The following is a 22,088-nucleotide window of genomic DNA, read 5'->3' as shown; positions in this document are numbered from 1 at the left end:
GGTTAATATGCAACTATATCCAGCAATAGATATAAAAAATGGAAAGTGTGTGCGCTTATATCAAGGGCAGTTTGATCAAGAAACCGTCTATAGCGAACATCCTTATGAAGTGGCTCTTAAGTGGAAAGAGCTAGGTGCAAGCTACATACATGTTGTTGATTTGGACGGAGCACTTGATGGGCAATGGATTAACCAAGATGCCATTCAAAAAATCATCGATGTCGTTGATGTCCCGATTCAAACCGGTGGTGGGGTAAGAACCTTAGAAGATATTCAGATGCGTCTTGATATGGGTATTGAACGGGTTATTATCGGAACAATGGCTATACAAAATCCCGACTTTGTAAAGCAGGCAATTCAGCGCTTTGGCTCAAGTCATATTGCCGTTGGCATTGATGCCAAAAATGGTAAGGTTGCTACCCATGGTTGGGAAACCGTCAGTAATATTGATGCTATTGATTTTGCAAAAACCATGAAATCCATGGGCGTAAATGTTATCATCTATACCGATATCAGTAAAGACGGAACCATGATGGGACCAAATATTCAACAAACCCAAGCGCTCATTAAAGAAACGGGAATGGACATTATTGCTTCAGGTGGCGTGTCGAAGATGCAAGACTTAGAACAAACACAGGTCATTGGTGTGGAGGGAACGATTATCGGCAAAGCCTTATATTTGAATGCTATTGCATTAGATGAAGCAATTACACTTTTTGAAAGAGGTGAGTAGATGCTGTCCAAGCGAATTATTCCATGTCTAGATGTAGATAAAGGGCGTGTGGTCAAAGGTGTGCAGTTTGTCGATTTAATTGATGCCGGTGATCCTGTAGAAGTTGCAAAAGCATATAATCAAAGCCTTGCAGATGAAGTGGTTTTTTTAGATATTACTGCCTCGCATGAACAAAGAGGTACACTACTTGATATTGTGCGAAAAACTGCTCAGGAAATTTTTATACCCCTGACGGTTGGTGGGGGCATAAGAACCCTTGAAGATTTCCGTGAAATACTTCTTGCTGGAGCAGATAAAGTCTCTGTTAATTCAGCGGCAATTGCACGTCCGGATTTGATTAATGAAGCAGCCAAGCGCTTTGGCTCCCAATGTGTTGTTGTGGCTATAGATGCCAAATATAACACACAACGTAAAAGTTGGGATGTCTATTCACACGGTGGACGACAAAACCGGACATTAGACGCAATTGAATGGGCCATAGAGGTTGCTAATCGTGGTGCCGGTGAAATATTACTAACAAGTATGGATCAAGATGGTACAAAGGCAGGATATGACAATGCGCTAACACGCAAAGTAAGTGAGGCCGTTAATATTCCTGTTATTGCAAGTGGCGGAGCAGGAACGATGGAGCATTTTAAGTCAGCTATTCTTGAAGGAAAAGCTGATGCGGTTCTTGCCGCTTCACTGTTTCACTTTAAAGAAATTGAAATTAGGGATTTAAAGGAATATCTTAAAAATGAAGGGATTCCTATGCGTATGAAGTAAAGACATTTTCTAGGAGGAGATATCATGAATTTTTCAAATTTTAAGACGAATGAACAAGGGCTTATCCCTGTTGTAACCCAAGACTATGTAACCAATGAAGTTCTTATGCTTGCATATATGAATGAAGAGGCCTTTAATCAAACTATGTCTACAAAGAAGGCGCATTATTATAGCCGTAGTCGTCAAACCCTTTGGTTTAAAGGTGAAACAAGTGGCCATATCCAACATGTCCAATCCATCTTAATTGATTGCGATAGCGATACCTTAATTCTTAAGGTACGCCAAGAAGGGGCCGCATGCCATACCGGGAATTTTTCATGTTTTTATAGAGAAATTATGACGGCAGACGATATGCAAGCACAAGAAATTACGACGGCAAGAGTTCTTGAAGAAGTATATCAAGTGGTTCTAGACCGTAAAAACAATCCTAAAGAGGGCTCGTATACCAACTATCTTTTTGATAAAGGTATCGACAAAATTCTTAAAAAAGTTGGAGAAGAAACGGCAGAAGTTATAATCGGTGCCAAAAATGAAGGTTGTGACGAAATAATTTATGAGATCAGTGATTTGTTGTATCACTTAACCGTTTTGATTGTCGAAAAAGGCGCCACATGGGATGAGATTTTTAAAGAGCTTGGAAAAAGACGATAGATAACCTTATCTATCGTCCGCGTTCATAATTAATCTGGTGTAAATAAATGGGTGATATGATGGATGGGACCAAACATAATGACCCGATCAAGGGGAAGGATAATCTGCTCATCGTCGATGTCGCCAATATATGTATCCCCGCGTTTAATAAACAGTACACGAATTCCAAAATTATTGCTGATACGTGATTCAAAAATTGTTTTATCGGCTAAAATGCTTGGAACTTCAATAATCTTGACTTCAACAATGCCATATCCATGAAAATTGTCGAGTACTAACAGTGGGTTGGATTTTTTAGAATACATCCAGCGATTAGCAATATTTTTTATTAATGTATTTAAATGTGTACGAATAAAGGGAACGCGTCGATGCATAATAATAATCAATACAAAAATACACAACCCGACAAATGCTTGAGCATAGTTAAATGTTGGATCTCGGTATATGGTAATTGTAATGTTAACCAATGTGGAAATGACAGACACGTTAAGTAGATTCCCAATAATCATGACAATAATGGCTAGCTTTCTACGGCGCCTAGAGGTTACAATGACTTCACTTTCGTTTGTTGTAAATCCAGAGTTGGTTAATAATGAAATCACTTGAAAAACCGAACGGGTATGGGACAAACCTGTAAGCATAAAAATAACTGTAAATACTTCTATTATAAACAAATATATAGATATAAGCACAAGTAAGATAAAAAAGGCAAGGTTAAGTGACATGAAGATCTCCTTTCAAAAGTTTTCTTTTATTTTAACATAAATAGTGTTTTCGTCATATTGTAAAATATCCCAAAATATGCTAAACTTATTTAGAATGTAAGTTTTATGTGATGGAGGTGATAGTGTGATAGAAAATATGTTTAATAGCCAAAGTAAAAATATTGTTCATAAGGCTTTAGATGGAACATGGCAACGGAACAAACTTATAAGCGAAAATATTGCCAATGTTGATACACCTAATTATAAGCGAAAAGATATTTCTTTTGAACGGTCTTTAAAACGTGCACTTCGCAACAATAAAACCAGTTCACGAGAACTTGACAAAATAGAATTTCCAACGATTACGGATCAACCTTCACTTAGTTATCGTAAAGACGGTAATAATGTCAATGCAGAAACAGAGATGGTTTATCTCGCTCAAAACCAGTTAAAGTACAATACATTGATTAGTTTATCAGGATATGACCGAATTAAAACAGTTTTAAAATAAATGATGCACGCATGAAAATGCGGCATCTTTTTTTTATCTATGTTATAATAGAAAGTGTATCATATAATTTTTTTCGTATACGGGAGGTATGTTGGATGAGAAAATTTCTAAAAAATGACTTAGCAATTCTACTCAATCATGAAAGCGAATTATGTATATCCATTTTCGTACCGACACAAGAAGTGGGAAACGAAGCCCAACAAGGGCGTATTCGCTTAAAAAATATGCTGGAAAACATTACTCACGAGTTAAAACAAAAAAAATATAAATTAGAAGTTATTGATGCGCTACTCAAGCCGGCAAAAGCTTTTGTCGATGATATTCCATTTTGGAAACATCAAAGTGAAGCATTGGCTATTTTTATATCTCCAGATGCTTTTTTCTATTATCAGCTTCCCATTGAAGTGGATGAGGTAATGATGATTAATCATCGATTTTATATAAAGCCTTTGGTGCAAATGATGCATTCAATAGATCAAGCCTATGTTGTTGGTGTCAGTCAAAAAGGTGTAAAACTTTTACAATGGACCCTTTATGAGATTGAAGATATTACACCTAAAGATTTTCCACAAAATATTTGGGATGAGCTTGGCTATGATACACCTGAACGTCATCTTCAGCGCAATGGAGGAAGCAAAGGCATTCATGGACATGGAGGAATTGATGAACATGAACGAGCAAACCTTTTTCAGTTTTTCAGAAAAATCGATCAAGCGATGAAGCCATTTGTTCAAGACAATCCGATTCCAGTAATCTTTATGGGCGTACAATATCTATTTCCAATTTATAAAGAGGCTAATACACACCAACATTTATTAGATAAATTTATCGAGGGAAACCCGGATGAATTTTCAGATGATTATGTACATAAGCATATCAATAGTATCTTAAGTCCATATAAACAAGAGCGTATGCAAAAAGCCTATCAAAAATTTAATGCCTATCAAGGCACTGAAAAAATATTAACGGAACTGAAAGAAATAGCTGTCGCATCCTTTTATAAACAAGTAGATCAGCTTTTTATTCCTAAGAAAAAAATGCGTTGGGGTAATATAAACATTACCGATACTGAAGTCAATATTCATTTTGAACATCAACAAATGGATGAAGATGTTTATGACTTTGCAGTATACCATACCCTTAAAAATGGTGGAGAAGTATTTGAACTTCATACTAGTGATATGATAGAAGCAGGAGCAATCATGCGATATTAAGTAGGCAAAATAGCTTATAAAAATAGAGCAACCACGTAACATACGTTATGTGGTTGCTCATTTTTTTATGGAGGTTAGATAAATTATTTACATTCACTGCAAATACTATCTAGCTGCTTATTAATATGTTCGCTGTCAAGGTGTCCGATAAAACGTTCTTTAACTTTTCCATCTACCGTTAATATGACTGCTGGAAATTCACTCACATTTAAACGATCGGCAATCCCACTGGATTTGTAGATATCTATGCGGTTAACAATAATTCGATCTTTAAAATGGTTTTCAATTTTTTCGATTTCAATAAGAAATTCACGGCTTTCAGCATCGACTGCATTATAGATAAAGGTTAGGCCAGGTTTATCTTTTTGCATAATCACTTCATGGAAAGTTTCACTTTCTGCAATATATTTTTCAGCCGCAAATCCAGCAATAGCGCCATCACCAACAGCAGTAGCAACTTGTTTTAACCACTTGTCACGTACATCCCCGCAGGCAAATACTCCTTCAATATTTGTTTCCATTTTTTCATTGGTCATAATATATCCGGCACCAGTTAACTTGATTTGGTCTTTAAATATTTCCGTATTCGGAACATATCCAATGAACTCAAAACAGTTGTCACAGGTGACTGGAATTTCTTCGTCGGTGCGAAGGTCTCGCAACACAACTGTGTCAAGATGTCCTTCGCCTTCAAAGCGCTTGACAGTGGAGTTCCATATAAACTCCATTTTGGGATTTTTTAATGCAGCTTCTTTAGCGATTTCATTACAATCCATCTTGCCTTCGTTATGCAGTACAGAGACGATGACTTTTTTTGCAAATTTTGTTAAGAACATACCTTCTTCAATTGCTGCGTCACCACTACCAATAACAACAACCGTTTTGTCGGTATTTGCTGCCGCATCACAGGTTGCACAAAAGGAAATCCCTTTATCAAAGAGGTATTTTTCTTCATTTTCAGCTTTGGTGATTCGAGGGCGACCACCTGTTGCTAAAACAACCGTTTTTGCAATGTATTTATTTCTAAAGGTTTCTACGACTTTTTCTTCACCTTTTAAATCAACGGATTTTACATCGGTCAGTTTAAATGTAACCCCCATATTTTTAGCTTGTTCTTTCATGAGGTTGGTTATATCTTCACCTTTAGGCTTATTGGGAAAACCAGGATAGTTTTCAACTTCGTTGGTATAAGTTGCAAGACCACCAACAAGTGCTTTTTCAATAAGAATTGTTTTTAGACGGGCACGACCGGCATAGATGGCAGCTGTTAGTCCTGCAGCACCGCCGCCGATAACGACCACATCATAATTTTCAATCTTTTTTTCTCTTGCCATTATTTCCTCCGATTTCTACATGAAAAACTTTACAAGCAATTTACTGCCGACCATGGCGCCAAAGAACATTGCGATTCCAAAGACCCATCCAGATAAAGAGAGGGAGGCAATACCACTAAAAAGAGCCCCAATATTACATCCAAAGGCTATACGTGCGCCGTATCCCATCATAGTACCACCTAAAATAGCAGCAACTACTTGTTTTTTCGATTTGATTTTTTTGATTTTAAACTGAGAAGCTAATAAAACAGCGATTAAAGCACCTAATATAATACCTATATTTCTCCAAGTCCCTGGGTGGTTTAAAAAACCGTTGTTCAATGTTGCTTGAGCACCTTCACTTGAAAAATAGTACCATTTGTCAACACTTCCACCAAGCCCTTCATAAATCCAAGCGCCCCAATTGGCAAAGACGCCGGAGACTCCCCATGGATTGGATGTAGTGGCGAGGGTGACAATCTGAAACAGCGATAGTAAGACCGCGCCTGTTAAATAAGGCCATGCTGTTTTAAGCCAACGTTTATATACATCATTTTCTGTCACTTTTAACATTGCTTCTTTAAATTGACTCACTATTAGACCTCCTAATAGACTGTGTACGTCTAATTATTTTACTTTTTCAATAATTACTTCCCATTCACCGTCGTCAACTTCTTCAACTTCTACGTTGTGTCCGTCTTCACGTGCCCATTCAGGTACATTCTTCATTGCACAGCTATGGTCAATTTGAACGATTAAAATGTCACCAACAGCTAATTCTTTTAATTTGTTTTGAGCCTTTACTAAAGGTACTGGACACGCTTCTCCTAAACAATCGATTACTACTTCATTCATAATATAATCCTCCTTAAGATTTTAAATAATTTACATTGATTTTTATTTTTCTGCTCGAATTTTTTGATATTTTTCTGCTGCCATATAGAGCAGAAGAATAATCAGTAATTGGACAACTACAGCACCAAACCAGCCAAAGATATCCGGTAAAAAGATTGCTTTTCCTTTTGAAATTACATGATATTTCCACCATCCAAAATCATGTGCACCCCATAGAGAGCCGACAATGAAAAAGATCATGGAAAGTACTTGCATAAAAAATCCTTCCCCCACACGCATTAGGGTTCCAGATGCACATCCACCAGCAATAACCATACCGACGCCAAACATAAATGCACCGATGATGGTTGCAAAACTAATAGGGACCACATATCCCATGCCGGGGATAGGGAGACCTTTTGCAAAATAACCATATTTAATTGCGGTAAATCCAATGGTCGTCATTGCAAATGCAGCTAAGACTGCCCGTGTAAGAGAAGTTCCACCGGTTAAATACGGATCTCGCATCGATGCAGTAAAGCAAAAGCGTGAACGTTGAAGAATATATCCAAACGCTAATCCGGTAATTAAGAACCAGGCAGTACTATTACCTCTTTGATAGAGAAATAGTGCTAGAACGGTAACCGCAACGATTGCAAGTATCGAAAAATGCAATTGACTTTTTTTCGGCTTGCGTCGTCTTGAACCAGCTCTTGAGGAACTTCTTCTGATAGAAGATGTTGTTCCGGTATCACTCATGTCAATTCACTCCTTAAAAAATATTTCACTTTAATATTAATAATAAATTAACAAACTTGTGTCTTATTATTAGTGATTCAGTGATTTTAGTCGTAATATAATTCCCGTTAATATATTATCATATTATCTGCTATCGTGCTCAATGCGCTTTCTTATGCAGTATAAGTATTACTTATGACAGTGTTCTATTATTTGATTTGTTGTGATATAATAACGACAAGGTTGACAAAATTGACAAAATGAATAAAATTAAGAGGTGAATTATGCAAATTGATGCTTTACGCTATTTTTTAACCGTTGTCCATGAAAAAAGTATTTCCAAAGCAGCTTTAAAGACCCATATGTCTCAATCTGCATTGAGTCAAATGATTCAAAAGCTTGAAGAGGATTTGGGTCATCAGTTACTTCATCGAAGTAATCGAGGCGTGTCTTTGACACCGACCGGTGAAATTGTTTTAAAATATGCGAATACGCTCATTAAAAGCTTTGATAAGATGATTGTAGAACTTAATGACTATGATTCTGACCATAACAAATTAATTATTAGCGGAACATTGTCTTTATCCGCATACTCACTACCATGTATGATGTATCGTATCAAAAAGAAATTTCCAGAATATAATTATGAGTTGGAAGCTAAAAATAGCCATGAGATTATTCAAGACTTAAAAGATGATATGATTAATTTTGGTTTTATTGATGTTCCAATTGAAGAAATAGATGATATTGATGCTTTTTCCTACCATAAGATGGGACAAGAGAAAGTCGTATTGATTGCCAAAGAAGATTATCCGGTCAAAGACACCATTGATCTTAACGAATTATTAAAAGTGGAGCTTATTATGTGTACGATGCACAGCAAGACATGTGATCATTTAGAAAAAGCATTGCTCTCTAGAAGTAAAACCATGCACCACTTAAATATTATCTTTAATTCGGATTCACTTACCGCCGTAAAGTCTTCTGTACTTAACGGATATGGAATGGCATTTGTCCCATATGAATCGGTTAAGCACGAACTATATGAAAAATCCATCAAGCTTATTGAGGTCAAGGACTTGAGTTTAGACTATGATATCTACATGCTCTCAAAAAAGCCAAAAGATTTATCACAATCTGCACGCTTATCACGCGAATATCTTATTGAAATTGGGCGAAAGAGTTTTTGTTAGTTTAGTGTTAGTGAGTTCGCATAATTGTAATTTCCCAGACACCGTTAAGTACTTCATCCACAATAATTTTATGTTGACGATTTTTAAAATATTCATGTACGGATTCAACAACGCAACTATGATCTGTGCATAGCATAAAGGACTCGCCAACGGCGAGTTTTTCAAATGTTTTTTCAGCTTTTATAAGTGGGACAGGACAAAAATCACCAAAACAATCAACCTTATACATGTACTTGTCTCCTTTAATATCTCAAATTGAATTATGTAGCATTCTACTTTATAATTACAATAGCTTTATCGACAAAAAAAGTCAAGGGAAGGTTTCAAATGATAAGATTTCATAAGCCATATGCTTTAGCGCATAGTAAAAAATATATAATGGACGTATTAGATAGCGGACGAACAGAGGGAGATGGAGAATATACAAAAAAATGTCAATCTTGGTTAAAAAGCAAACTGGGTTTCGATAATTTATTGTTAATGACTTCAGGAACACATGCCCTCGAGTGTGCTTGTCAGTGCTTGAATCTATCATCAACCGATGAAGTTATCATGCCTTCATATAATTTTCCATCCGCTGCCAATGCAGTGCTATTAGCCGGAGGCAAAATTGTATTTTCAGAAGTTGAACACCAACATTTAACGTTAGATCCTGCTCGTATTGAAGAAAAAATAACCGCGCACACAAAAGCTATTTTGGTCATTCATTATGGAGGTTTTCTAGCCGATATGGAATCTATTATGGAGATTGCAAGGCGTCATCAACTACAAGTAATTGAAGATAGTGCGCAATGTTTTTTAAATCCAACACAACGTGAACCTAAGGATTTTGGTGATTATATCTGCTATAGCTTTCATGGAACCAAAGATGTTGTATGCGGTGAAGGAGGCGCCCTATTTGTAAAGGATCATGAACGTTATGCCTATGCTAAACGTTTTCGCCATAAGGGAACAAATCGAGATGAGTTCCTGCAAGGCCATGTTGCTTTTTACGAATGGACAGATCTTGGTTCGAGTTATTCGCCATCGGAGTTGCTTATGGCACTTTTATATGGTCAGTTAGAGCAAAGCCATATTATTGTACAGAAAAACCGTGAAATCTTTGCTTGCTATCAACAGTATTTTGAAGAAAAAAGATATGCACATGTATCCTTTAGTCAAGAGGATGCTACAACGAAGACCAATGGGCATACTTTTTATCTTTTGTTTGAAGATGTGGCAGATGCCCAAGTCTTTAAAAGTCATATGATGCTTCATGATATTGATGTAAGAAGTCATTTTGTTCCTTTATCGAACAGTCATATGGCTAACCAGCATGTGGCAATCTCAACATTCACATCAAATGAAGAACAAGCTTTAGGTGAACGACTTATTCGATTACCGATTTATCCGGATTTGGATAGAGCATCTATCCAAAAAATACAACTATGTTGTGATTATTTTTGGGGAGGGGTCCAATGATTTCGATTGTAATTCCTACCTACAATCATGCAAAGCATATATCCCATACATTAGATGAACTTATGTGCATCATGAATACACAAAGGACATCCGATGCGTTTGATTATGAGATTATTGTCGTTAATGATGCAAGTCAAGATCATACAACAGAGGTCTTAAAAAAATATTCAAAGCAATATGCTCAAATACACAGTCTCATTCTAGCTGAAAATGTTGGTCAGCAAAATGCAACCTTAGCTGGATTACGTTATGCAAAGTATGATTATATCTTCACCTATGATGATGATTTAAAATACGATCCAAAGTCTATTTTTGAACTGAAAAAACATTTGGACGCAGGGTGTGACGTAGTTTATGGCTATATATCTAAGCCCAATCAAAAGCCAATGCGTTTTTGGGGAACAAGGTTTAAAGAATGGTTTTTTTACCGTTTTTTAGGAAAACCTAGGAACCTTTGTTTAACCAGTTACCGAGGTATGCGTCGTTTTGTTGTAGAGTATATTATTAAAGATTGTGTTCCAAACGTCTACATATCTGCACGTATTTTGCAGATGAACATTCATATTAAAAACCATCCTGTAAATCCCGGTGAGCATAATATGTATACACGCTACAGTACAAAAAAACTTGTACAACTGATGCTTCAAGTCATCTTTAACTATACTCGGTTCAATAAGTTTTCTTATAAATCAAAACAGAATTGCCAATATATTATTAAGGAGATTTTTGAATGAAGCTACTTGTATTAGGTGCATCCAATGCACAACTTCCGGGGATTCTAAAAGCAAAAGCGATGGGCCATCAAGTGATTACCCTTGATTATCTCACCCATGCTATTGGTCACCAATATAGCGATGGTCAATGCTATGATTCTACATTTGATAGTCAAAAAGTTATAGAATGCGCAGCCCAACATCAGGTTCAGGGTATAATGACTTTAGGCACAGATCAACCTGTCCTAAGTGCAATGCTTGCCTCAAAAGCCCTTGCACTTCCAGCTGCCTTGACATGCGAGACAGCGCTAAAGGTTACCAATAAGATTGCCATGAAAAAAATGTTTGTAAAGCACCAAATTCCGACAGCACATTATGTTATCTATGAAAAAGGCGTTAATGAACACGACCTAAGGACATTGACATATCCAGTAGTTGTAAAACCGGTTGATTCTCAAGGACAGCGGGGGATTTTTTATCTGGAGACAGTTCAAGAAGTTATAGACCACTATCCATCTGTGATTATGCATAGTCGGCAAAAAGAAATCTTAGTTGAGACGTACTACCCACATGATGAGATTACTGTGAGTGGTTGGGTTGTTAATGGTCAGTGCACATTGCTTACCGTTACCGATCGCATAACCTTTTCATCTAAACGTCAACTTGGTGTATGTTTGGCCCATAGGCTTCCATCAAAGCATAGCTCTAGATATGGCGATGCAATCCACAAGCTTACCCATCAAATTGTTCATACCTTTAATATAGAAAATGGTCCTATATATTTTCAATATTTGCTCGGAGAAGAAGGAATCAAAGTCAATGAAATTGCTTGCCGAATCGGTGGGGCGCATGAAGCGGTTTTCATACCAAAGGTTACAGGATTTGATATTGTTAAGGCTCAAATTGCACTTGCTCTTGGGCAACAATATCCACAAGAGATATTAAATACATATGATGTTAGGAAAAATCCATATCATGTATCGGTGCAATTATTTTTTGTCAAACCAACAACCATCGTTGGGCTTACGGATATCCATCAATTAAAGGCTATTCCCGGCGTTATTGATGTCGGCTATCATGTTGAGATTGGTGATACAATCACGTCCATTGAAAATGCTACACAACGAGCGGGATATGCCGTTATCATTGGAACAAGTTCAGCTAAAGTGCACCAAACATTGACACGTTTTTATCAACTATTAAAAATAACTGATGCAAAGGGGGAAAACCATGTCATTCATAGTCCACTATAAAAAAAGTACATTATTACATTCTATCTTTTTAATATTTATCCTTATATTAATGGTACTGATAAGTTCAAGTTGTACAAAACAAGAGGATAATACCCTTGTCATTGCTAAACAATACGGCATTGCCTATGCACCTCTGCAAATCATGCAGGAAAAAAATTTTTTAGATGCCTATCTAGAGGATACAGTAAATGTCGAATGGGTACAACTGGGCAACACAACCGCCATACGTGAAGCCATGTTAGCTGATGGGTTAGATGTTGGGTTTATGGGGATTCCACCTTTTTTGATTGGTCTTGATCAAGGAATGGAGTGGAAGATGATGAGCGGATTATCTGAAAGCCCTTTAGGTTTAATAACAAATGACCCTTCAATTAAGTCGCTTGAAGATTTAGTTGATGCCGGCAAAATAGCATTGCCTCAGCCAGGGAGCATTCAACATATTCTTTTGAGTATGGAGGCTGAAAAAAAATTAGGGCAAAGCAACATCTTCGATCATCAACTCATCTCCATGAATCATCCTGATGGCTATCAGGCTTTACTTGTTGACGATACCGTCGTTGCACACTATACAGCACCGCCTTATTTATTTAAAGAGCTTAAAGAACAAGATGCCCATCTACTTGCAAGCGGCGGCGAAGGAATGGGCGAGCCTTTTACCTTTATTGTGGGCGTATGTAGAGAAAGCTTTTATGAGGATACAAAGCAATATGACGCCTTTCAGTGCGCATTAGAAGATTCAATAAACTTTTTATATGATTCTCCCGAAGAAGCATTAGATATCTTAAGTCAAGCCTATGAAATCGACCGGGAAACCTTGCGTTCCTATCTATACGACGAACAGATGGTTTATACAACAAACATCAAGGGCGTAACGCGCTTTATTGAGTTTATGTATGCTCAAGAGTATTTAAACAAACAGTGGGAAGTAAAAGAGGTCATATGGAAAGAAAAATAAAAAATCGCAAAAAAATTTTATGGCTAATACTCCTTGCCATCTTGTGGGAAATCATTGGCTACTTTGAATGGGTACATCCTTTAGTGTTTCCAAAATTTTCAACGGTTCTTATCCGATTAGTTCTTGGTATAAAGGATGGAACGTTATTAATTCAAGGGCTTCATTCCTTAACGATTGTCCTTATCGGCTTAAGTATTGGATGTCTTATTGGCCTTTTAATGGCTTGCTTGGATTATTTTTCATCGCCTTTACAAGCTCTTTTTGAACTATTGGCTACCATGCTTCACCCTCTACCTGGTGTTGTCATTTTACCCATTGTTCTTTTATTTGCAGGTGTTGGAGTCGAAGGGATTTGCCTAGTCATTATTCATAATGTTGTTTGGTCATTTTACCTTAGTACAAAAAATGGATTTAAAAACATTCCCAAAGAGTATATTGAAGTGGCTTCAAATAATGGTGCCAGTCAGTGGCAATTGCTACGCTATGTCTTATTACCTTTATCTACAGAGCACATTAAAACGGGCGTTCACATTGGATGGTCTAGAGGATGGAGAGGGTTAATTAGCTCAGAAATGATCTTTGGAGCCATCAGCCAAATTGGCGGATTGGGGTGGTATATGTATGAACGCAGATCATTTATGGATACGCCGGGAATGTATGCTGGCATTATTTTTGTCATGCTTATCGGTTTGCTCATTGAAGGCTATCTTTTGCCAAAATTCAATATGTAGGCATGTCTTGAATGTGATAGATATATATTTTCCATGGATAATCTCCCATATAACGAATGATGCGTGTACCATAATAAGGTGCTTCAAACGCATAGACGTTTGTTCCGTATTGACTCAAAAATTCCTGCATTTGGTCATAGTAGTGATCATCTGATCCATATAGAATCTCCCACATAGTATTGCGATGAATATAATCATATTCTTCGTAATATATAATCGTTTGAATATTATGCTTGGCAATATACTTGCCAAGCATATTTTTATCTAAATAGGCAAGATTTCTAATATCATAAAAATCCCGTCCGGCAAAAACAAACCCACTACTTAAATTTCCAAGAATAGCGCCCTCTGTAGCCAGGTGTTCTTTTATTTGCTGTTCATATACTGCGTAATTTGCATAGGACATAGCATTTATATCCTTATATAGAGGAAGTAAGGAACTTATGCTAAGTACACATACACATACGAATGCACTCCAAAAACGATACCTTTTTAATAGCGGTATTTTTTTAACAAGGGTGGTGACTTCAAGTGCCACCATCAGACACCATGGAAATATTATAAAAACAATAGAGGTAGTATTATATCGTCCTATGATGAATACGCCAGCATTAAATGCTATAAGCATTCCAAAAGCATGGCGCCAATATAACTTTTGATATGACTTTGTAAAAAAGCTAGAAATAAATAAAAAAAACAAACTATAAAAAACCGGGCGAACATTTGGCAAATAATAGGTTCCAGATATTTGCCAAAATATTTTTTGATAAAATGCAACCATATTCGCAAACCGTTGTAAAAACGGGGCGTCAACGGACAAAGTTTTTCCATAGGCGTAATAGTCCTGAACAAAAGATGGATTTATCGCTAGTGTCGTCAAAGGAAAAATCAATGCGACCACTCCAACAATGCTTCCCCAGAACAGTAGTAGTTTAAAAGATAGTTTTCCATAAATAACATTAAGCAAAATACATGTTCCAATCATTAAGGAGAGGATAAACGCATTGGGATGAAATCCAACACCAAGACCAATGATAAGCCCTGAAGCTAAAATAGTGGTTTTACTATTTTCTACAACAAGGTAATAACAAAAAACAAGTAGCGTAAATAAAATGATTTCTTGACGAGCAAAATGTGTTGCATAGATAAATTGAATATTGGTTGCAAGAAGTAAGACGCCTAATAAGGCAAAATCGGGACGAAGTTTTACTTGTATCAATATACGATAAAAAACATATAATCCAATAAGTCCAAATATAAGACTGATTAAGCGTAGCGGAAATAGACCATAGCCAAAGAGAGCAATAAATATAGCTTGAATTCCATGAAAAAAAACTTTGAGTAAATGTGGGCTTCTTGGAAAAAGGTCAAAGAAGGGTTCGGTTACAAAAGGGGACTTTTGAATAAGATACTCTAGCGAAAGCCCTCCAAGCCAAGCCTCATCCGAATGCATTAGTGGAAATGTAAGCAGTGTTTTAATATGGATAAAAATATATGCACACAATAATATACTTAAAAATAGTTTACGTTTCATCTTGTGATCCTCCAAAACTTTATTCCTCATTATAACATGTTTTTATTATTTCGTTTTCTGTCTAGGTTGATATTTGGTTCTTGGATAGTGTATTAAAAATACTTATGACTAAATTCAAAAATATGCTCTATAATAAAGAGTAAGTGAAATGTGTCGCGTATAATTCCCAGATTTGCGCAAAATTTAACAATCTTTCACGTATTTAGGAGGTTTCACTATGAACATAATGATAAAGAAAGGGGCTATACTTGCGCTTGTGTTTGTTGTTTTATTAACAATCGTTGGCTGTAACACGACAACCTACAATGAAAGTCCACACATCATTGAAGCAAGCCAGTTAGGTCCATTACTTTCAAAAGACGATGTCGTTGTAATAGACGCTCGAAGCGAAGAAGATTATGCAAAGGGTCATTTGGCAGGAGCAATTAACTTAACCTCTGCCGAAGTAAGTATTTCTGAACCTGTTCCTGGAATTATAGCGCCAAAAGAACAGGTTGAAGCAGTTTTAGGTAGCAAAGGTATCACACCGGATTCAGAGGTTTATATCTATGATAACAAAGACGGAATATATGCCGCTCGTATATGGTGGGTTATGAAAGTATATGGTCATGAAAATGTGAAGGTGGTCAATGGTGGCGAAGTTGCCATTGTTAAAGAAGGACTTGAACTATCCATGAACATTCCAGAAATTGAGCCTGTGCAATATACTGCTAAAGATATGAATACTTCAATGATAGCAACAACAGATGAAGTGTTGGAAGTGGTTGAAGGAATCGAACAGGCAAAAATACTTGATGTACGCTCAAATGCAGAATATGCAGAAGGAACAATTCCAACAAGTATTCTTTATCCACATACGAACAACGTTTATACAGATGGAACATTCAAATCTTCAAGAGATACCTACAACGATTACTCAGACTTAGGCTTAAATCGTGATGATACTATCATCATCTTTTGCAAGACTTCTGTTCGAGCTGCTCAAACAGCGCTCCTATTAGAAGAAGCAGGGTATGAAAATATTATCGTTTATGACGGAGCATGGCTTGAATGGTCAACTAAAGATGTTCCAATGCAAGAACAGTCTGATGAAGTGGTCACACCTTCTGCTGCCGACGGTTCGTAATAATTTAATAGTAATGGAGGATAGTTTATGCAAAACGCAAAAAAAATAATGACACTCTTACTCATTGTAAGTATGATTATTGGGTTGTCAGCATGTAATAATAAGGATACACAAGAATATTCTATGGATTTAACCGGTGGAAAAGACGTCAGTGAATCCTCTGATGATACTACATCAAGCGATGACGAAGCAACTGGTGACGTGGCAGATTTGAATACTCTAATCGACAATTATTTTGCCAATATGCCTGAGCACATTTATAAAATAGGTCAAAAAGATTTTGTTGATAAAATCATCGCAGGTGATGATATGGTTATTCTTGATATTCGCGGTGCCGACGCTTATAACGAAGGACACATTCAAGGTGCTATCAACGTACCTTGGGGACCGGCTATTGCAACCAATCTAGCAAAGATTCCTCAAGATAAGGAAGTTTTTGTCTATTGTTATACAGGTCAAACTGCAGGACAAGCGGTTGCGACGATGAACATTGCAGGAATCAATGCGCGTAGTGTAAATCTTGGTTGGATGCTTGGCATATCTACTGTTGAAGGTGTAGATGCACTCACTACAACAGAGCCTGCAACATTTGATGAAACTCTCTATACAGTAGATTCGGAAGTTCAGACAGCTTTAGATAGCTATTATAACGGATTAGGCGATGTTAAAGGAACGACTTTTGCCAACTATAAGATATCTGAAGATGATTTGAACACGATGATTGAAAATAGTGAAGACTTTTATCTATTATCTATCCGTGGAGCTGATGCTTATGACGAAGGTCATATTCAAGGCGCAAAAAATATTCCTTTTGGTAATGACATGATGGCGGGTATACGTACAAGCGATGTTCCTAAGGATAAAAAAGTTGTTGTCTATTGCTATACAGGTCAAACTGCAGGACAAGCGGTTGCCGCTATGCGTTTGGCAGGTTATGATGCTGTTTCACTTAATGGTGGTATGGGAATGGATAGCAATGCTCCGCATGGTTGGATTAATCACGGATATTCAACCGTTGTACAGGAAGCAGCTTCCATTGATGAATTGGTTGACAATTATTTTGCCAATATGCCTGAGCACATTTATAAAATAGGTCAAAAAGATTTTGTTGATAAGGTTATCGCAGGTGATGATATGGTTATTCTTGATATTCGTGGTGCTGACGCCTATAACGAAGGACACATTCAAGGCGCTATCAACGTACCTTGGGGACCGGCTATTGCAAGCAATCTAGCAAAGATTCCTCAAGATAAGGAAGTTTTTGTCTATTGTTATACAGGTCAAACTGCAGGACAAGCGGTTGCGACGATGAACATTGCAGGAATCAATGCGCGTAGTGTAAATCTTGGTTGGATGCTTGGCATATCTACTGTTGAAGGTGTAGATGCACTCACTACAACAGAGCCTGCAACATTTGATGAAACTCTCTATACAGTAGATTCGGAAGTTCAGACAGCTTTAGATAGCTATTATAACGGATTAGACGATGTTAAGGGAACGACTTTTGCCAACTATAAGATATCTGAAGATGATTTGAACACGATGATTGAAAATAGTGAAGACTTTTATCTATTATCTATCCGTGGAGCTGATGCTTATGACGAAGGTCATATTCAAGGTGCAAAAAATATTCCTTTTGGTAATGACATGATGGCGGGTATACGTACAAGTGATGTTCCTAAGGATAAAAAAGTTGTTGTCTATTGCTATACAGGTCAAACTGCAGGACAAGCTGTTGCAGCTATGCGTTTGGCAGGTTATGATGCTGTTTCACTTAATGGTGGTATGGGAATGGATAGCAATGCTCCGCATGGTTGGATTAATCACGGATATTCAGCCGTAACCGAATAAATAAAGTTATAAAGCGACTTCATAAATAGATGGAGTCGCTTTTATAATACAACGCTATATTTGCCTGGCTTGCATCCATTACTTTGATAAGATATAATGTAAGTTAAGAACGTTTATGGTTTGACGGAAAGATTTTTTCATAAATATAAACCAAGAAAGGATCTGAATGTATTGAAACGATTAAAAAAACTCATTGATACGAAAACTTTATTCACCGGAAGTTATAGTGGGGCAAAGCAACACCATGATGTAAATATTATTCGCTTTGATGAAAGCGGCCTGCATTATAGATACGGTATTTTTGACAATGAAAATCCTTCATTCTTAACGTGGGAATCTCCGAATCTTTATGTATTACATGAGTTGGATGATACGGTTAAATTATCGACCTACAGCTATTTTAAAGATCCCATAAGTGTATTTAAAAGTCATGAGGCATCAACAACCGGTGGTGGAGCATGCCATATGTACACACAGGAAAATCTTCAATATATTTTTGTATCATGCTATGAAAGCGGTCATTTACATGTGTATAGTAAAGATAAGAAAAAATTTATGAATACATTTTCTCCAGAAGATCATACCATCACGCCACGAGCACATGGCTCGATTTTATCACATTCAGAGCAGTGGCTATTTTTAGTTGACCTAGGACATGAGTGTATCCGTGTATTTGATATGAAGACAATACACAAAGCGCCCCTTTTAGAGCATCAACGATTTGACTTGCCAAAAGGAAGTGGTCCAAGGCAACTTCTTTTATCAAAAAATGACCAGTATATTTATTGCTTTAATGAATTTGATAATAGTATCTTTGTTTTATCTTTTGATCATGAAAGTGGCAAAATAATAGAAATAGTAAATACTATTCAAGTTTCAGATCAAGTACCTAATGCTATAGGAACAAGTGTTATGACAAAGGATTATTCTATATTGATTGTTCCAAATCGAGGACCAAATACATTGTCACTTTTTAAAGTAAAAGACGACAAAGTCACTAAGATTGATGAACTTGACTGTATGGGAGATTGGCCCAGATTAGTCGCTTTAAGTCGCAATGAAAAAGAAATCTTTGTAGCAAATCAAAAAAGTGGACAATTATCTGTTTTTAATCTGCAAAGAACCGGAAAATCAATATTAAAATATATTGATTCCATCCCCATTCCTTTGATAAGCTGTGTAGAAGAAATTATTGAATAAAAGACAGAAGAAGGCAGGAGAGTACAATGGACGTATTAACACGTATGGTTACGCAACAACGGGATTTTTTTCATACCGGAAAGACATTGCCGTATGCGTTTCGATTAACCCAACTAAAAAAATTAAAGGCGGTCGTTCGATTTTATGAAAGTGAAATTATAAAAGCCTTGCATCACGATCTGAACAAATCAGAGTTTGAAGCTTATGCAACGGAGCTAGGTGTTTTTTATAAAGAACTCAATTATACCATACGCCATTTGAAAAAATGGATGCATAAAAAACGAAAACAGACACCATTAGTTCATCAACCGGCAAGTAGCTATGTCTATCCAAAACCATTTGGTGTTGTTCTTATTTTATCCCCTTGGAATTATCCTTTTTTACTTGCATTGCAGCCTTTAGTCGGTGCATTGGCCGCAGGTAATTGTGTCACGTTAAAACCTTCTGAATACGCTCCTGCAACTGCAGAACTTCTTGAGAAGATATTATTGGACTGCTTTGATAGCGAATATGTACAAATCATTTTGGGTGATGCAAATATATCTTCGGAACTTACGAACAATACCTTCGATTATATCTTTTTTACAGGCAGTACAGATGTCGGTCGACATGTCATGAAAGCTGCAGCTAAGAACTTGACACCGGTTACGCTTGAACTTGGTGGAAAAAGCCCATGTATTATTGATCATACGGCGAATCTAGCATTAGCGGCAAAGCGTATCGCGTGGGGAAAATTTACAAATGCAGGGCAAACATGTATTGCACCTGATTATATACTCATACATCACAGTGTCAAAAAAAGATTTATGCATGAGTTAAAAATAGCCATACAAAATATGTATGGTATAAACCCATGTGCAAATAGACATTACCCTAAAATAATTAATACAAAACATTTTAATCGATTGATAGAATTAATGAAAGATGCACCAATATATTATGGAGGCAAGTCAAACATTGATCGTTCAAAAATTGAACCTACGTTGCTTGATCTTCCGAATGACAACTTTCAAGTGATGGGAGACGAGATTTTTGGTCCTATTCTTCCGATTATTGCATATTCACACCTAAAAAATGTTGTTCATTATGTGAACGAGAGACCAAGACCATTAGCTTGCTATATATTTAGTGAAAACACCCGAAATATTAATCGCCTTATACACCACATACATTTTGGTGGAGGTGTTGTCAATGATACTTTAATTCATATTGCCAATCACCATCTACCCTTTGGAGGAATCGGCGATAGTGGAATGGGGGCATATCATGGAAAAGCATCTTTTGATACTTTTTCACATAAAAAAAGCATATTAAAAAAGGCCAACTGGATTGATCTTCCTTTTAAATATGCTCCTTATAAATTGCCAGTTAATATTTTACGCCATTTGATGCGATAAAGTACGCCATTCACCGCCACAGGACAAGTATTTAGAGTGTAACCATAATATATGCTTACATCCACATTCCGAGCAAAAAAACTGTGTTTCTTGATAATCATTGTGATCCACATATTCGTATGCGATTTGAAGTAATCCTTGTTGAACAAAATTGAGTGCTTCATCTTTAATTTTTAACAATTGGTCATGGGATTGAACGGTTTCATACTTTTTAAATGGTTTACACACTTGACACATATTTTGACCCCCTATACGTTAAATAAATAACGAGCTTCTTGAAAAAATATAATGCTTTTTACAGAAAATAGCGTATAAGACGATGAAAGCATTATTTTTATTGTTATTATTATAACATAGTTTTCTGGATTTTCAAGTATTTATTTACTTTATTTTGTTTTGCTGATAAAATATGAACATATTCCTAAGGAGGTATTTATGAAAATACAACAAATATTGGAGATCTTACAAGGCGAATTAATTTGCGGCACGGAGGCATTGCTCATGGAAGAGATTGATTATGGATATAGTTGCGATTTAATGAGCGATGTGTTAGCCTATGTACAAAACAATGTTTTGTTATTAACAGGACTTGTCCATCCACAAGTCATACGTACTGCTGAGATGTTGGATATTAAAGCCATCTTAATCGTTCGGGGCAAATCGCCGTCTGAAGATATGATTCGTATGGCAAATGAACGCAGCATTGTAATGATTCGCACAAGTCACTCCTTATTTACAGCTTCAGGATTACTTTTTCAACACGGATTATTAGGAGAGGAAATAGCTCACGATGAAATTCACTTATGAAGTCGAGGGAAATGAATTTATTGATGCCGGAGTTGCATCCTCAAAATTCAAAACAGCACTCCAGCAACTAGGCATTCCTTCAACAATTATACGAAAAATTGCCATTGCAATGTATGAAGCTGAAATCAACATGGTCATTCATGCCAATGGAGGAGAGATTCTTGCTGAAGTGACACCGACCAAAATCTATGTACGACTTGAAGACCAAGGTCCTGGTATCCCAGATATTGATCTTGCCATGACGGCCGGATACTCAACGGCTTCAGAACAGGCAAGAACTATGGGGTTTGGTGCCGGAATGGGTTTACCTAATATTAAGCGCTATAGTGATTTTCTTCAAGTGCATTCCGAAGTCAATGTAGGTACGGTAGTTGAAATATCTTTTGATTTATAATGATATAATT

General features: G+C 36.7%; 24 protein-coding genes and 1 pseudogene. 17 read left to right on the top strand and 8 right to left on the bottom strand.

Annotation, left to right across the window (positions count from 1 at the left end; genetic code table 11):
* Positions 1 to 7 precede the first annotated feature (7 nt).
* From hisA to hisIE, 3 genes and pseudogenes are all read left to right on the top strand, one after another.
* Positions 8 to 733: a 1-(5-phosphoribosyl)-5-[(5-phosphoribosylamino)methylideneamino]imidazole-4-carboxamide isomerase gene (gene hisA / locus QBE53_08815; protein WZL83197.1), complete on the top strand. Its 726-nt coding sequence runs from the start codon at positions 8 to 10 to the stop codon at positions 731 to 733.
* Positions 734 to 1,498 (top strand): imidazole glycerol phosphate synthase subunit HisF, encoded by a 765-nt coding sequence (gene hisF / locus QBE53_08810; GenBank protein WZL83196.1) that lies wholly within the window; start codon positions 734 to 736, stop codon positions 1,496 to 1,498.
* 21 nt (positions 1,499 to 1,519) lie between these two features.
* Positions 1,520 to 2,149 (top strand): annotated as a pseudogene (gene hisIE, locus QBE53_08805) (bifunctional phosphoribosyl-AMP cyclohydrolase/phosphoribosyl-ATP diphosphatase HisIE).
* Positions 2,150 to 2,178: 29 nt separating this feature from the next.
* Here the strand turns inward: hisIE and QBE53_08800 are convergent.
* Positions 2,179 to 2,874 carry a TrkA C-terminal domain-containing protein gene (locus QBE53_08800; GenBank protein ID WZL83195.1) on the bottom strand — a complete coding sequence of 232 codons (696 nt, stop codon included), beginning with the start codon at positions 2,872 to 2,874 and terminating at the stop codon, positions 2,179 to 2,181.
* Positions 2,875 to 2,998: 124 nt separating this feature from the next.
* Between QBE53_08800 and flgB the strand changes: the two genes are divergently transcribed.
* Positions 2,999 to 3,364, top strand: a complete 366-nt coding sequence (flgB, locus tag QBE53_08795) for a flagellar basal body rod protein FlgB (protein ID WZL83194.1) — start codon at positions 2,999 to 3,001, stop codon at positions 3,362 to 3,364.
* Between the two features lie 95 nt (positions 3,365 to 3,459).
* The gene (locus QBE53_08790) at positions 3,460 to 4,578 is read left to right on the top strand and encodes a hypothetical protein (protein ID WZL83193.1); all 1,119 of its coding nucleotides are present in this window, start codon (positions 3,460 to 3,462) and stop codon (positions 4,576 to 4,578) included.
* 83 nt (positions 4,579 to 4,661) lie between these two features.
* Here the strand turns inward: QBE53_08790 and QBE53_08785 are convergent, their stop codons facing one another.
* The 4 genes from QBE53_08785 to QBE53_08770 are packed head-to-tail and all read right to left on the bottom strand — an operon-like array spanning position 4,662 to position 7,484.
* Positions 4,662 to 5,912 carry an FAD-dependent oxidoreductase gene (locus QBE53_08785; protein WZL83192.1) on the bottom strand — a complete coding sequence of 417 codons (1,251 nt, stop codon included), beginning with the start codon at positions 5,910 to 5,912 and terminating at the stop codon, positions 4,662 to 4,664.
* 15 nt (positions 5,913 to 5,927) lie between these two features.
* Positions 5,928 to 6,464, bottom strand: a complete 537-nt coding sequence (locus QBE53_08780; protein ID WZL83284.1) for a YeeE/YedE thiosulfate transporter family protein — start codon at positions 6,462 to 6,464, stop codon at positions 5,928 to 5,930.
* A gap of 54 nt (positions 6,465 to 6,518) precedes the next feature.
* The gene (locus QBE53_08775; protein WZL83191.1) at positions 6,519 to 6,746 is read right to left on the bottom strand and encodes a sulfurtransferase TusA family protein; all 228 of its coding nucleotides are present in this window, start codon (positions 6,744 to 6,746) and stop codon (positions 6,519 to 6,521) included.
* 42 nt (positions 6,747 to 6,788) lie between these two features.
* The gene (locus QBE53_08770; GenBank protein ID WZL83190.1) at positions 6,789 to 7,484 is read right to left on the bottom strand and encodes a YeeE/YedE thiosulfate transporter family protein; all 696 of its coding nucleotides are present in this window, start codon (positions 7,482 to 7,484) and stop codon (positions 6,789 to 6,791) included.
* 263 nt (positions 7,485 to 7,747) lie between these two features.
* Between QBE53_08770 and QBE53_08765 the strand changes: the two genes are divergently transcribed.
* Positions 7,748 to 8,656, top strand: coding sequence for a LysR family transcriptional regulator (locus QBE53_08765; protein WZL83189.1), 909 nt, complete (start codon positions 7,748 to 7,750; stop codon positions 8,654 to 8,656).
* Positions 8,657 to 8,663: 7 nt separating this feature from the next.
* Here the strand turns inward: QBE53_08765 and QBE53_08760 are convergent, their stop codons facing one another.
* A complete protein-coding gene (locus QBE53_08760) occupies positions 8,664 to 8,885 on the bottom strand; it encodes a sulfurtransferase TusA family protein (protein ID WZL83188.1) in 222 nt (73 codons plus the stop codon).
* A gap of 98 nt (positions 8,886 to 8,983) precedes the next feature.
* Here QBE53_08760 and QBE53_08755 point away from each other — a divergent pair, with 98 nt between their 5' ends.
* The 5 genes from QBE53_08755 to QBE53_08735 are packed head-to-tail and all read left to right on the top strand — an operon-like array spanning position 8,984 to position 13,769.
* The gene (locus QBE53_08755; protein ID WZL83187.1) at positions 8,984 to 10,117 is read left to right on the top strand and encodes an aminotransferase class I/II-fold pyridoxal phosphate-dependent enzyme; all 1,134 of its coding nucleotides are present in this window, start codon (positions 8,984 to 8,986) and stop codon (positions 10,115 to 10,117) included.
* A complete protein-coding gene (locus QBE53_08750; GenBank protein ID WZL83186.1) occupies positions 10,114 to 10,851 on the top strand; it encodes a glycosyltransferase family 2 protein in 738 nt (245 codons plus the stop codon). Before QBE53_08755 ends, QBE53_08750 begins: the two co-directional genes overlap by 4 nt.
* Positions 10,848 to 12,083: an ATP-grasp domain-containing protein gene (locus tag QBE53_08745; GenBank protein WZL83185.1), complete on the top strand. Its 1,236-nt coding sequence runs from the start codon at positions 10,848 to 10,850 to the stop codon at positions 12,081 to 12,083. The genes QBE53_08750 and QBE53_08745 overlap by 4 nt, the downstream gene beginning before the upstream one ends.
* Entirely contained in the window at positions 12,061 to 13,038 is a 978-nt protein-coding gene (locus QBE53_08740; GenBank protein WZL83184.1) for an ABC transporter substrate-binding protein, read from the top strand. The genes QBE53_08745 and QBE53_08740 overlap by 23 nt, the downstream gene beginning before the upstream one ends.
* Positions 13,023 to 13,769 carry an ABC transporter permease subunit gene (locus QBE53_08735; protein WZL83183.1) on the top strand — a complete coding sequence of 249 codons (747 nt, stop codon included), beginning with the start codon at positions 13,023 to 13,025 and terminating at the stop codon, positions 13,767 to 13,769. Before QBE53_08740 ends, QBE53_08735 begins: the two co-directional genes overlap by 16 nt.
* On the opposite strand, the gene QBE53_08730 is transcribed toward QBE53_08735, so the two are convergent.
* Complete coding sequence (locus tag QBE53_08730) at positions 13,759 to 15,303, bottom strand: glycosyltransferase family 39 protein (GenBank protein WZL83182.1); 1,545 nt, start codon at positions 15,301 to 15,303, stop codon at positions 13,759 to 13,761. The two genes, QBE53_08735 and QBE53_08730, sit on opposite strands and share 11 nt — an antisense overlap.
* 217 nt (positions 15,304 to 15,520) lie before the next feature.
* Here QBE53_08730 and QBE53_08725 point away from each other — a divergent pair, with 217 nt between their 5' ends.
* From QBE53_08725 to QBE53_08710, 4 genes are all read left to right on the top strand, one after another.
* Complete coding sequence (locus QBE53_08725; protein WZL83181.1) at positions 15,521 to 16,429, top strand: rhodanese-like domain-containing protein; 909 nt, start codon at positions 15,521 to 15,523, stop codon at positions 16,427 to 16,429.
* 27 nt (positions 16,430 to 16,456) lie between these two features.
* On the top strand, positions 16,457 to 18,280 hold the full coding sequence (locus tag QBE53_08720; GenBank protein WZL83180.1) for a rhodanese-like domain-containing protein: 1,824 nt from the start codon (positions 16,457 to 16,459) through the stop codon (positions 18,278 to 18,280).
* 171 nt (positions 18,281 to 18,451) lie between these two features.
* Complete coding sequence (locus QBE53_08715) at positions 18,452 to 19,480, top strand: beta-propeller fold lactonase family protein (GenBank protein ID WZL83179.1); 1,029 nt, start codon at positions 18,452 to 18,454, stop codon at positions 19,478 to 19,480.
* Positions 19,481 to 19,506: 26 nt separating this feature from the next.
* The gene (locus QBE53_08710; protein WZL83178.1) at positions 19,507 to 20,877 is read left to right on the top strand and encodes an aldehyde dehydrogenase; all 1,371 of its coding nucleotides are present in this window, start codon (positions 19,507 to 19,509) and stop codon (positions 20,875 to 20,877) included.
* On the opposite strand, the gene QBE53_08705 is transcribed toward QBE53_08710, so the two are convergent.
* The gene (locus QBE53_08705; GenBank protein WZL83177.1) at positions 20,857 to 21,114 is read right to left on the bottom strand and encodes a hypothetical protein; all 258 of its coding nucleotides are present in this window, start codon (positions 21,112 to 21,114) and stop codon (positions 20,857 to 20,859) included. The two genes, QBE53_08710 and QBE53_08705, sit on opposite strands and share 21 nt — an antisense overlap.
* A 198-nt stretch (positions 21,115 to 21,312) precedes the next feature.
* Here QBE53_08705 and QBE53_08700 point away from each other — a divergent pair, with 198 nt between their 5' ends.
* Both QBE53_08700 and QBE53_08695 read left to right on the top strand, forming a co-directional pair.
* Positions 21,313 to 21,684 carry a DRTGG domain-containing protein gene (locus QBE53_08700; protein ID WZL83176.1) on the top strand — a complete coding sequence of 124 codons (372 nt, stop codon included), beginning with the start codon at positions 21,313 to 21,315 and terminating at the stop codon, positions 21,682 to 21,684.
* Complete coding sequence (locus QBE53_08695; protein ID WZL83175.1) at positions 21,668 to 22,078, top strand: ATP-binding protein; 411 nt, start codon at positions 21,668 to 21,670, stop codon at positions 22,076 to 22,078. The genes QBE53_08700 and QBE53_08695 overlap by 17 nt, the downstream gene beginning before the upstream one ends.
* Positions 22,079 to 22,088: the final 10 nt, after the last annotated feature.

It is taken from the genome of Vallitaleaceae bacterium 9-2 (assembly GCA_038396585.1).
In the GTDB taxonomy this organism is placed as follows: domain Bacteria; phylum Bacillota; class Clostridia; order Lachnospirales; family Vallitaleaceae; genus UBA1351.
The sequence above is the reverse complement of the archived record's forward strand: the minus strand, read 5'-3'. Positions and strand labels throughout refer to the sequence as shown.

Coding starts and splice junctions, on each gene's coding strand:
- hisA (WZL83197.1), top strand. CDS start 8: ATGCAACTATATCCAGCAATAGATATAAAAAATGGAAAGTGTGTGCGC.
- hisF (WZL83196.1), top strand. CDS start 734: ATGCTGTCCAAGCGAATTATTCCATGTCTAGATGTAGATAAAGGGCGT.
- QBE53_08800 (WZL83195.1), bottom strand. CDS start 2,874: ATGTCACTTAACCTTGCCTTTTTTATCTTACTTGTGCTTATATCTATA.
- QBE53_08790 (WZL83193.1), top strand. CDS start 3,460: ATGAGAAAATTTCTAAAAAATGACTTAGCAATTCTACTCAATCATGAA.
- QBE53_08785 (WZL83192.1), bottom strand. CDS start 5,912: ATGGCAAGAGAAAAAAAGATTGAAAATTATGATGTGGTCGTTATCGGC.
- QBE53_08780 (WZL83284.1), bottom strand. CDS start 6,464: ATGTTAAAAGTGACAGAAAATGATGTATATAAACGTTGGCTTAAAACA.
- QBE53_08775 (WZL83191.1), bottom strand. CDS start 6,746: ATGAATGAAGTAGTAATCGATTGTTTAGGAGAAGCGTGTCCAGTACCT.
- QBE53_08770 (WZL83190.1), bottom strand. CDS start 7,484: ATGAGTGATACCGGAACAACATCTTCTATCAGAAGAAGTTCCTCAAGA.
- QBE53_08765 (WZL83189.1), top strand. CDS start 7,748: ATGCAAATTGATGCTTTACGCTATTTTTTAACCGTTGTCCATGAAAAA.
- QBE53_08760 (WZL83188.1), bottom strand. CDS start 8,885: ATGTATAAGGTTGATTGTTTTGGTGATTTTTGTCCTGTCCCACTTATA.
- QBE53_08755 (WZL83187.1), top strand. CDS start 8,984: ATGATAAGATTTCATAAGCCATATGCTTTAGCGCATAGTAAAAAATAT.
- QBE53_08750 (WZL83186.1), top strand. CDS start 10,114: ATGATTTCGATTGTAATTCCTACCTACAATCATGCAAAGCATATATCC.
- QBE53_08745 (WZL83185.1), top strand. CDS start 10,848: ATGAAGCTACTTGTATTAGGTGCATCCAATGCACAACTTCCGGGGATT.
- QBE53_08740 (WZL83184.1), top strand. CDS start 12,061: ATGTCATTCATAGTCCACTATAAAAAAAGTACATTATTACATTCTATC.
- QBE53_08735 (WZL83183.1), top strand. CDS start 13,023: ATGGAAAGAAAAATAAAAAATCGCAAAAAAATTTTATGGCTAATACTC.
- QBE53_08730 (WZL83182.1), bottom strand. CDS start 15,303: ATGAAACGTAAACTATTTTTAAGTATATTATTGTGTGCATATATTTTT.
- QBE53_08725 (WZL83181.1), top strand. CDS start 15,521: ATGAACATAATGATAAAGAAAGGGGCTATACTTGCGCTTGTGTTTGTT.
- QBE53_08720 (WZL83180.1), top strand. CDS start 16,457: ATGCAAAACGCAAAAAAAATAATGACACTCTTACTCATTGTAAGTATG.
- QBE53_08710 (WZL83178.1), top strand. CDS start 19,507: ATGGACGTATTAACACGTATGGTTACGCAACAACGGGATTTTTTTCAT.
- QBE53_08705 (WZL83177.1), bottom strand. CDS start 21,114: ATGTGTCAAGTGTGTAAACCATTTAAAAAGTATGAAACCGTTCAATCC.
- QBE53_08700 (WZL83176.1), top strand. CDS start 21,313: ATGAAAATACAACAAATATTGGAGATCTTACAAGGCGAATTAATTTGC.
- QBE53_08695 (WZL83175.1), top strand. CDS start 21,668: ATGAAATTCACTTATGAAGTCGAGGGAAATGAATTTATTGATGCCGGA.